Below are 8,550 nucleotides of genomic sequence, written 5' to 3'. Positions count from 1 at the left end.
GGCCCAGGTGGCGTGCGCGGCGACGGCGCGGTCCACCGCCTGCGGCACCTGTGCCGGATCGAACAGGGCCACCGCCGGCACGGCGGTGGCGCCCAGCGCCTGCTGCAGTGGCGCGCTCTGGGCCGGGTCGGTCAAGTCCAGGCCGGCGCTGTTCTTGCGCGAGGGACCGTACAGGTCGGCCGGCAGCGGCAGCGAGGGCTCGGGGCGCAGGTGCAGCGGAGAAACCAGCAGTTCTTCCATGCCGACCGACTCGTCGGCCAGCTGGTGCACGAAGGAGGAATTGGCGCCGTTCTCCAGCAGCCGGCGCACCAGATACGCCAACAGGTCGCGGTGCTGGCCCACCGGCGCATACACGCGGCAGGAGACCAGCGGGTTCTTCATCACCTCGCGGTAGATGCCTTCGCCCATGCCGTGCAGGCGCTGCAGCTCGAACTTGGCGCCGGTGCGGTACGACATCTGCAGGATGGCGGCGATGGTGCCGGCGTTGTGCGTGGCGAACTGCGGAAAGATCGCGTCCTGCGCATCCAGCAGGGCGCGCGCACACGCGAGATACGACACGTCGGTGTGGTGCTTGTGGGTGAACACCGGGTAGTGCGGCAGGCCCAGCTCCTGGGCGCGCTTGATCTCGGCGTCCCAGTACGCGCCCTTGACCAGGCGGCACATCAGCCGCAGCTTGTAGGCGCGCGCGATCCGCGCCACGTGCGCGATCAGTTCCAGCGCGCGCGTCTGGTACGCCTGCAGCGCCAGGCCGAAGCCCTGCCAGCCGGGGTGCTGTTCGGCCACCCGCGCGGCCAGCGCCTCGAACACGTCGAGCGACAGCTCCAGCCGGTCCACCTCTTCCGCGTCGATAGTCAGGTTGATGTTGGCGCGCGCCGCCTGTTCGCACAGGCCCCACACGCGCGGCACCAGTTCGGCCATCACGCGTTCGTGCTGCAGCACCTCGTAGCGCGGATGCAGCGCGCTCAGCTTGATCGAGATGCCGTCGTTCTGTTCCACCGGCCGGTCGGCGCGCGCGCGCTTGGCGATCGCATCGATGGCACGCTGGTAGTGCAGCAGGTAGCGCTGCGCGTCGTGCTCGGTGCGCGCACCTTCACCCAGCATGTCGTACGAGAACCTGAGATGCGCCTGGCGCTTGCGCGCCGCATCCGCTTCGTCCATGGCCGCGCCGATGTCCTGGCCCAGCACGAACTGGCGGCCCAGCAGCTGCACCGCGCGCAGCGCGGCCGCGACCACGGTGCGCGAGCCCAGGCGGACCAGCAGGCTGGGGTCTTCGCGGCCGGTCACCTGTCCTGAGCCTGTCGAAGGGGGCAGGAATTTCTTCGACAGCGCGATGGCGCTGTGCGACAGGCGCGCCAGCGTGCTGTCGGCCGTGCCTTCGAAGTCGGCGCGCGAGAGCTGGTCGGCGGTGAGCGCGATGGCGGTTTCGGCGTCGGGCACGCGCAGCAGCGCTTCGGCCAGCCGCATCAGCGCCAGGCCCTCGGCGCTGGAGATCGGGTATTCCTTGAGCAGGCTTTCCATCGCCCAGAACGGCGGCGGATGGCGGCGCACCGCCTGCACCCAGGGCGCGGCGGTGTGGGCGGCGGCGGCCCAGTCGAGCGCGCCTTCCAGCGTGCGCAGGCGATCGACCACGGTGTCCGCCTCGGGGCGGTAGGGCGAGGGCAGGCGTTGGGGGGCGGTTGCGACCGCGGGCGGGGGCGTCATGTCCATGGACTGGATCGTCGCGCAGCGTCAGCAGGATTTTTCTCTGAATTCCAGCCGCTGGCTAGATAAACTCTCTGCCCATGAGCTCATCCCTTGCCGATCTGGACCGGATCGATCTGAAAATCCTGAATGTCCTGCAGCAGGACGGTCGCATCTCCAATCTCAAGCTGGCCGAAGCCGTGGCGCTGTCGCCCACGGCGGTGCTGGCGCGGGTGCAGCGGCTCACGCGCGAGGCCTACATCCTGGGCTACGAGGCGCGGCTGGACCCGCTGAAGCTGGGCGCCGCAATGATGGTGTTCGTGGAGGTGCTGCTGGACCGCACCACGCCCAACGTGTTCGAGGCCTTCAAGGCGGCGGTGCAGGTGCACCCGGAGATCATGGAATGCCACATGGTGGCCGGCGGCTTCGACTACCTGCTGAAGACCCGCATGGCCGACATGCAGGCCTACCGCGAATTCGCCGGCACCGTGCTGTGGCAGCTGCCCGGCGTGCGCGAGACGCGCACTTATGCCGTGATGGAGGAAGTGAAGAGCACCACGCGGCTCGCGCTGGGCATGTGAGCCGAAAAAAAGGGTCGCGCACCGCGCGGCCCTTTTTCTGGAGACGGCCAGGCTTACTTGGTCTTCCAGCTTTGCAGCAGCTTGTCGTAGGCGATCGTTTCGCCCTTGGGCTTTTCGTTCGCCAGCTTGGCCCAGGGCGCGCCCTTGTCGGACAGCCACTTGGCCGGATCGCCCTTGGCGTTCAGCTTGGGCGGGCAGGTCGCCATGCCGGCGCGCTCCAGGCGCGCCATCACCTGGTCCATCTCGTCGGCCAGGGTGTCCATTGCCGCCTGCGGCGTCTTCTCGCCGGTCACGGCCTGGGCCACGTTCTTCCACCACAGCTGCGCGAGCTTCGGGTAGTCCGGCACGTTGGTGCCGGTCGGCGTCCAGGCGATGCGGGCGGGGCTGCGGTAGAACTCGATCAGGCCGCCGTACTTGCTGGCGTTCTTGGTGAAGTAGTCGTGCTGGATGTCCGACTCGCGGATGAAGGTCAGGCCGGTGATGGACTTCTTCAGCGACACGGTCTTGGACGTCACGAACTGCGCGTACAGCCAGGCTGCGGCGGTGCGGTTGGCGTCGTGGCCCTTGAAGAAGGTCCAGGAGCCCACGTCCTGGTAGCCGTTCTGCATGCCGCTCTTCCAGTACGGGCCGTGCGGACCGGGCGCCATGCGCCACTTGGGCGTGCCGTCCTCGTTGACCACCGGCAGGCCCTTCTTGGTCATGTCGGCGGTGAAGGCCGTGTACCAGAAGATCTGCTGCGCGATCTGGCCCTGCGCGGGCACCGGGCCGGCTTCGCCGAAGGTCATGCCGGTGGCTTCCTTGGGCGCGTACTTCTTCATCCAGTCGATGTACTTGGTCAGCGCGTACACGGCGGCCGGCGAGTTGGTCGCGCCGCCGCGCGCCACCGAGGCGCCCTGCGGCGTGCAGCCGTCGGCGGTGACGCGGATGCCCCACTCGTCCACCGGGCGGCCGTTGGGAATGCCCTTGTCGGCGGTGCCGGCCATGGACAGCCATGCGTCGGTGAAGCGCCAGCCGAGCGACGGGTCTTTCTTGCCGTAGTCCATGTGGCCGTAGATCGGCTTGCCGTCGATCTGCTTGACGTCGTTGCTGAAGAAGTCGGCGATGTCCTCGTAGGCGCTCCAGTTGACCGGCACGCCCAGGTCGTAGCCGTACTTGGCCTTGAACTTGTCCTGCAGGTCCTTGCGCGCGAACAGGTCGGCGCGGAACCAGTACAGGTTGGCGAACTGCTGGTCGGGCAGCTGGTACAGCTTCTTGTCGGGCGCCGTGGTGAAGCTGGTGCCGATGAAGTCCTTCAGGTCCAGGTTGGGGTTGGTCCACTCCTTGCCCGCGCCGGCCATGTAGTCCGACAGCGGCAGGATCTTGCCGTAGCGGTAGTGGGTGCCGATCAGGTCGCTGTCGCTGATCCAGCCGTCGTAGATCGACTTGCCCGACTGCATCGAGGTCTGCAGCTTCTCGACGACGTCGCCCTCCTGGATGATGTCGTGCTTGACCTTGATGCCGGTGATTTCCTCGAAGGCCTTGGCCAGCGTCTTCGATTCGTATTCATGCGTGGTGATGGTCTCGGACACCACCGAGATTTCCTTGACGCCCTTGGCCTGCAGCTTCTTGGCCGCCTCGATGAACCATTTCATCTCGGCCAGCTGCTGGTCCTTGCTGAGGCTCGACGGCTGGAACTCGCTGTCGACCCACTTCCTGGCTTCCGGCTCGCCGGCCCAGCCCTGGCTGGCGACGGCCAGCGCGGCGGCGAGCGCCAGCGCCGTGTATTGCAATTTCATTGTCTTCTCCTTGTGGTTTGGTGGCGGTGAAAAATGCAGACTTCAGCCGCGGCGCATCACCAGCGCGAGCACGGCCATGGACAACACGAAGCTGATCCAGATGCTGGGTTCCTGCGCCAGCGACAGCCATTGGGCGAGCTTGCCCGCCAGGCCGATGAAGGCCAGGTTGACGTAGGCGGCGGCCAGCAGCCCGATGAAGAGCCGGTCTCCCCGCGTGGTGGCGATCGGCAGGAACCCCTTGCGCGAGGTGGTGGGCGACTTGAGCTCCCACACCGTCATGCCGGCCAGCGCCAGCGCGACGCAGCTGAAGAACACGGCCACGGGCGTGGTCCAGGCCATCCACTCGAACATGTCAGACCCTCCCCATGGCGAAGCCCTTGGCGATGTAGTGGCGCACGAACCAGATGACGATGGCGCCGGGCACGATGGTCAGCATGCCGGCGGCGGCGAGCGTCGCCCAGTCCATGCCGGAGGCCGACACCGTGCGCGTCATGGTGGCGACGATCGGCTTGGCATTGACGCTGGTGAGTGTGCGCGCCAGCAGCAGCTCGACCCAGCTGAACATGAAGCAGAAGAACGCCGCCACGCCCACGCCGGCCTTGATCAGCGGCAGGAAGATGGTCGCAAAAAAGCGCGGGAACGTGTAGCCGTCGATGTACGCCGTCTCGTCGATCTCGCGCGGAATGCCGCTCATGAAGCCTTCCAGGATCCACACCGCCAGCGGCACGTTGAACAGCAGGTGCGCCAGCGCCACCGCGATGTGCGTGTCCATCAGGCCCACGGTGGTGTACAGCTGGAAGAACGGCAGCAGGAACACCGCCGGCGGCGTCATGCGGTTGGTCAGCAGCCAGAAGAACACGTGCTTGTCGCCCAGGAACGAATAGCGCGAGAACGCGTAGGCCGCCGGCAGCGCCACCGACACCGAGATCACGGTATTGATCGCCACGTAGATCAGGCTGTTGATGTAGCCCGAGTACCACGACGCGTCGGTGAAGATCGTTTTGTAGTTGTTCCAGGTGAAGTGCTGCGGAAACACCGAGAAGCTCGAGAGGATCTCCTCGTTGGTCTTGAAGCTCATGTTCGCCATCCAGTAGATGGGCAGCAGGGCGAACAGCAGGTACGCCAGCAGGAACAGCGTGCGCAGCGGGAATGCCGATCGCTTTGTTGCACTCATTGCTGCATCTCCTTGGCCTGGGTGCCCACGCGCTGCATCCAGTTGTAGAGGACGAAGCACAGCAGCAGGATGATGAGGAAATAGATCAGCGAGAACGCCGCCGCCGGCCCCAGGTCGAACTGGCCCACGGCCTTCTGCGTGAGGTACTGCGACAGGAAGGTGGTGGCGTTGCCGGGGCCGCCGCCGGTCAGCACGAACGGTTCGGTGTAGATCATGAAGCTGTCCATGAAGCGCAGCAGCACTGCGATCATCAGCACGCCGCGCATCTTGGGCAGCTGGATGTAGCGGAACACTGCCAGCCGGCTCGCGCCGTCGATGCGCGCGGCCTGGTAGTAGGCGTCGGGGATGGAGCGCAGGCCGGCGAAGCACAACAGCGCCACCAGCGGCGTCCAGTGCCACACGTCCATGGCCAGCACGGTCAGCCAGGCATGGCGCGCGTTGCCGGTGTAGTTGTAGTCGATGCCCATCTTCTGCAGCGCGGCGCCCAGCAGCCCGATGTCGGCGCGGCCGAAGATCTGCCAGATGGTGCCGACCACGTTCCAGGGGACCAGCAGCGACAGCGCCACCGTGACCAGCACGGCGGACGACTTCCAGCCTGCTGCCGGCATGCACAGCGCCAGCGCGATGCCCAGCGGGATCTCCACCAGCAGCACGGCGAACGAGAACGCCAGCTGGCGCAGCAACGCGGCGTGCAGCTCCTCGTCGCGCATCACGTTGGCGAACCATTCGGTGCCGACGAACACGCGGCGCTCGGGCGAGATGATGTCCTGCACCGAATAGTTCACCACCGTCATCAGCGGCAGGATGGCCGAGAAGGCCACGCAGACGATCACCGGCAGGATCAGGAACCAGGCTTTCTGGTTGACGGGTTTCATGCGACCAGTTCCTCGTTTTGATAGAAACAGGTGTGTTCGCCCACCAGCTGCAGCCACACGCTGTCGCCGGCGCGCGGCACCTCGGCGTCGGCCGGCAGCCGCGCCTTGAGCGTGTGGCCGCCCAGGCGGGCGGTGAGCATCAGCGAAGTGCCGACGTCCTGCACCTGCGCCACCGCCGCCTGCAGGCTGCCGGGCGCGCCAGCCGCCGCCGTGTGCACGTACTCGGGCCGCACGCCGAGCAACAGCTCGCCTTCGGGCAGCGCGCGCGGCATGGCCAGCGTGGCGTCGCTGCCGGCCACCCGCAGCGCGCCGCCGGCCGCATGCACCGGCAGGAAGTTCATGCCGGGCGAGCCGATGAAGTAGCCCACGAAGGTGTGCTGCGGCCGCTCGAACAGCGCCTGCGGGCCGGCCATCTGCACCACCCGGCCGCGCGTCATCACCACCACCTGCTCGGCGAAGGTGAGCGCTTCGATCTGGTCGTGCGTGACGTAGATCAGCGTGAGCTTGAGCTCGCGGTGGATCTGCTTGAGCTTGCGGCGCAGCTGCCACTTCAGGTGCGGATCGATCACCGTCAGCGGCTCGTCGAACAGCACCGCCGAGACGTCGGGCCGTACCAGGCCGCGGCCCAGCGAGATTTTCTGCTTGGCGTCGGCGGCAAGGCCGGCGGCGCGCTGGTTCAACTGGCCGGAGAGTTCCAGCATCTCGGCGATCTCGCCGACCCGCTTGGCGATCTGCGCTGTCGGCACCTTGCGGTTGCGCAGGGGAAAGGCCAGGTTCTCGGCGACGGTCATGGTGTCGTAGATCACCGGGAACTGGAACACCTGGGCGATGTTGCGTTCCTGCGGACTGGCATGCGTGACGTCGCGGCCATCGAAGCGCACGCCGCCCTGCGAAGGCGCGAGCAGGCCCGACACGATGTTGAGCATGGTTGTCTTGCCGCAGCCCGAAGGGCCGAGCAACGCGTAGGCGCCGCCGTCCTCGAAGGTGAGCTGCAGCGGCAGCAGCGCGTAGTCGGCGTCGGCCTTCGGGTCGGGCTTGTAGGCGTGGGCGAGGTCGAGTTCGATGCGGGCCATCTCAGCTCCTGGCGGTGCGCGCCGGCGCGACCAGCAGCGCGCCCTGCGCGTCGAAGACATAGGCCTGCGCGGCATCCAGGTACAGCGTGATGGGCGCGCCAAGCGCGAAGTCGTGCACGCCGGTGAGCTGCGCCACCACCTCGCCGGCCGGCGTGTCCACGTGCACGTAGGTGTCCGAACCGGAAATCTCGGCCAGCTCCACCTGGCCTTGCAGCGCCACGTCGCCAGGGCGCTGCCGCACGCGCAGCGCACTTGCGCGCAAGCCCACCGTCAGCGACTGGGACGCCGCCTGCGGCAGCGGGATGGACATCTGCAGCCCGGCGTTCAGCTTCACGCCCAGGCTGGCGGCTTGCGCCGGCAGCAGGTTCATGGGCGGGTCGCTGAAGGCGCGCGCCACGCGCAGCGACTTCGGCGCGTGGAACACCTCCGCGGTGGGGCCGTACTGCAGCAGCTCGCCGGCATCCAGCACCGCGGTGTAGCCGCCCAGCAGCAGCGCTTCGCCGGGCTCGGTGGTGGCGTAGACCACGGTCGAATCGCCGGCCGCAAAAAGCTGCGCCAGCTCCTCGCGCAGTTCTTCGCGCAGCTTGTAGTCCAGGTTCACCAGGGGCTCGTCCAGCAGCATCAGCGGCGCCTGCTTGGCCAGGGCGCGTGCCAGCGCCACGCGCTGCTGCTGGCCGCCCGAGAGTTCCGCCGGCAGGCGGTCCAGGAACGGCTCGATATGCAGCCTGGCCGCGAGTTCGCGCACGCGGCCCATCACGTTCTTCTCCCCGCGCAGCTTCAGCGGCGAGGCGATGTTGTCGGCCACCTTCAGCGAGGGGTAGTTGATGAACTGCTGGTACACCATGGCCACGTTGCGCTCGCGCACCGGCCGGCCGGTCACGTCGGCGCCGTCCACCTGCACGCGGCCGGCGCTCGGCGCGTCCAGGCCGGCCATGATGCGCATCAGCGTGGTCTTGCCCGCCTGCGTGGCGCCCAGCAGCACCGTCACCGCGCCGGGTTTCGGCGCCAGGCTCATCGCGTAGAGCCAGTCCTCGGCGCCCACCTTCTTGCTGATGCCGTCCAGGGTCAGCTGCATCACGCCACCTTCTTCATCTCGTTGTGCTCGTCGTGCATCCAGCCGGCCACGCGCTCTCGCTCGGCGGCGCTGCAGTGCAGGCCCAGCTTGGAGCGGCGCCACAGCACGTCGTCGGCGCGGCGCGCCCATTCGTGGCCCACCAGGTAATCCAGTTCGGCTTCCCACAGGCCCGGCGCCAGCTCCTCGCCCATCGCGGCGGCCGACGGTGCGAGCACGCGCTCGATGCGCGTGCCGTAAGCGCGCGCCATGCGCCGCAGCGGCGCGGCGGCCAGCCAGGGGTAGCGCCGGCCCGCTTCGGCGAGGAAGCGCTCGAAATC

The 8,550-nt window shown here is 67.8% G+C and carries 9 protein-coding genes; 1 reads left to right on the top strand and 8 read right to left on the bottom strand.

What is annotated here, in order from left to right; all coding sequences use genetic code 11:
- Nucleotides 1-1,707, bottom strand: a 1,707-nt coding sequence (locus tag H0U68_RS14145) for a proline dehydrogenase family protein (RefSeq protein ID WP_296356638.1), incomplete at its 3' end; no start/stop codon positions are given.
- Between the two features lie 74 nt (nucleotides 1,708-1,781).
- Here H0U68_RS14145 and H0U68_RS14140 point away from each other — a divergent pair.
- Nucleotides 1,782-2,261 (top strand): Lrp/AsnC ligand binding domain-containing protein, encoded by a 480-nt coding sequence (locus tag H0U68_RS14140; RefSeq protein ID WP_296356636.1) that lies wholly within the window; start codon nucleotides 1,782-1,784, stop codon nucleotides 2,259-2,261.
- 53 nt (nucleotides 2,262-2,314) lie between these two features.
- Here the strand turns inward: H0U68_RS14140 and H0U68_RS14135 are convergent, their stop codons facing one another.
- The 7 genes from H0U68_RS14135 to H0U68_RS14105 all read right to left on the bottom strand — a co-directional run.
- Complete coding sequence (locus H0U68_RS14135) at nucleotides 2,315-4,036, bottom strand: ABC transporter substrate-binding protein (protein WP_296356634.1); 1,722 nt, start codon at nucleotides 4,034-4,036, stop codon at nucleotides 2,315-2,317.
- Nucleotides 4,037-4,078: 42 nt separating this feature from the next.
- The gene (locus H0U68_RS14130; protein WP_296356633.1) at nucleotides 4,079-4,387 is read right to left on the bottom strand and encodes a DUF2160 domain-containing protein; all 309 of its coding nucleotides are present in this window, start codon (nucleotides 4,385-4,387) and stop codon (nucleotides 4,079-4,081) included.
- 1 nt (nucleotide 4,388) lies between these two features.
- Nucleotides 4,389-5,210: a carbohydrate ABC transporter permease gene (locus H0U68_RS14125; RefSeq protein ID WP_296356631.1), complete on the bottom strand. Its 822-nt coding sequence runs from the start codon at nucleotides 5,208-5,210 to the stop codon at nucleotides 4,389-4,391.
- A complete protein-coding gene (locus H0U68_RS14120; protein ID WP_296356630.1) occupies nucleotides 5,207-6,085 on the bottom strand; it encodes a sugar ABC transporter permease in 879 nt (292 codons plus the stop codon). Before H0U68_RS14120 ends, H0U68_RS14125 begins: the two co-directional genes overlap by 4 nt.
- Nucleotides 6,082-7,158: an ABC transporter ATP-binding protein gene (locus H0U68_RS14115; RefSeq protein WP_296356628.1), complete on the bottom strand. Its 1,077-nt coding sequence runs from the start codon at nucleotides 7,156-7,158 to the stop codon at nucleotides 6,082-6,084. Before H0U68_RS14115 ends, H0U68_RS14120 begins: the two co-directional genes overlap by 4 nt.
- Nucleotide 7,159: 1 nt before the next feature.
- The gene (locus H0U68_RS14110) at nucleotides 7,160-8,233 is read right to left on the bottom strand and encodes an ABC transporter ATP-binding protein (protein WP_296356626.1); all 1,074 of its coding nucleotides are present in this window, start codon (nucleotides 8,231-8,233) and stop codon (nucleotides 7,160-7,162) included.
- On the bottom strand, nucleotides 8,233-8,550 hold a 318-nt coding region (locus H0U68_RS14105), incomplete at its 5' end, for a glycerol-3-phosphate dehydrogenase C-terminal domain-containing protein (RefSeq protein WP_296356624.1). The genes H0U68_RS14105 and H0U68_RS14110, both read right to left, overlap by 1 nt.

It is taken from the genome of Ramlibacter sp. (assembly GCF_013697775.1).
Classification (GTDB): domain Bacteria; phylum Pseudomonadota; class Gammaproteobacteria; order Burkholderiales; family Burkholderiaceae_C; genus Ramlibacter.
Note: the sequence above shows the minus strand (reverse complement) of the source record. Positions and strands in the feature narration are given on the sequence as shown.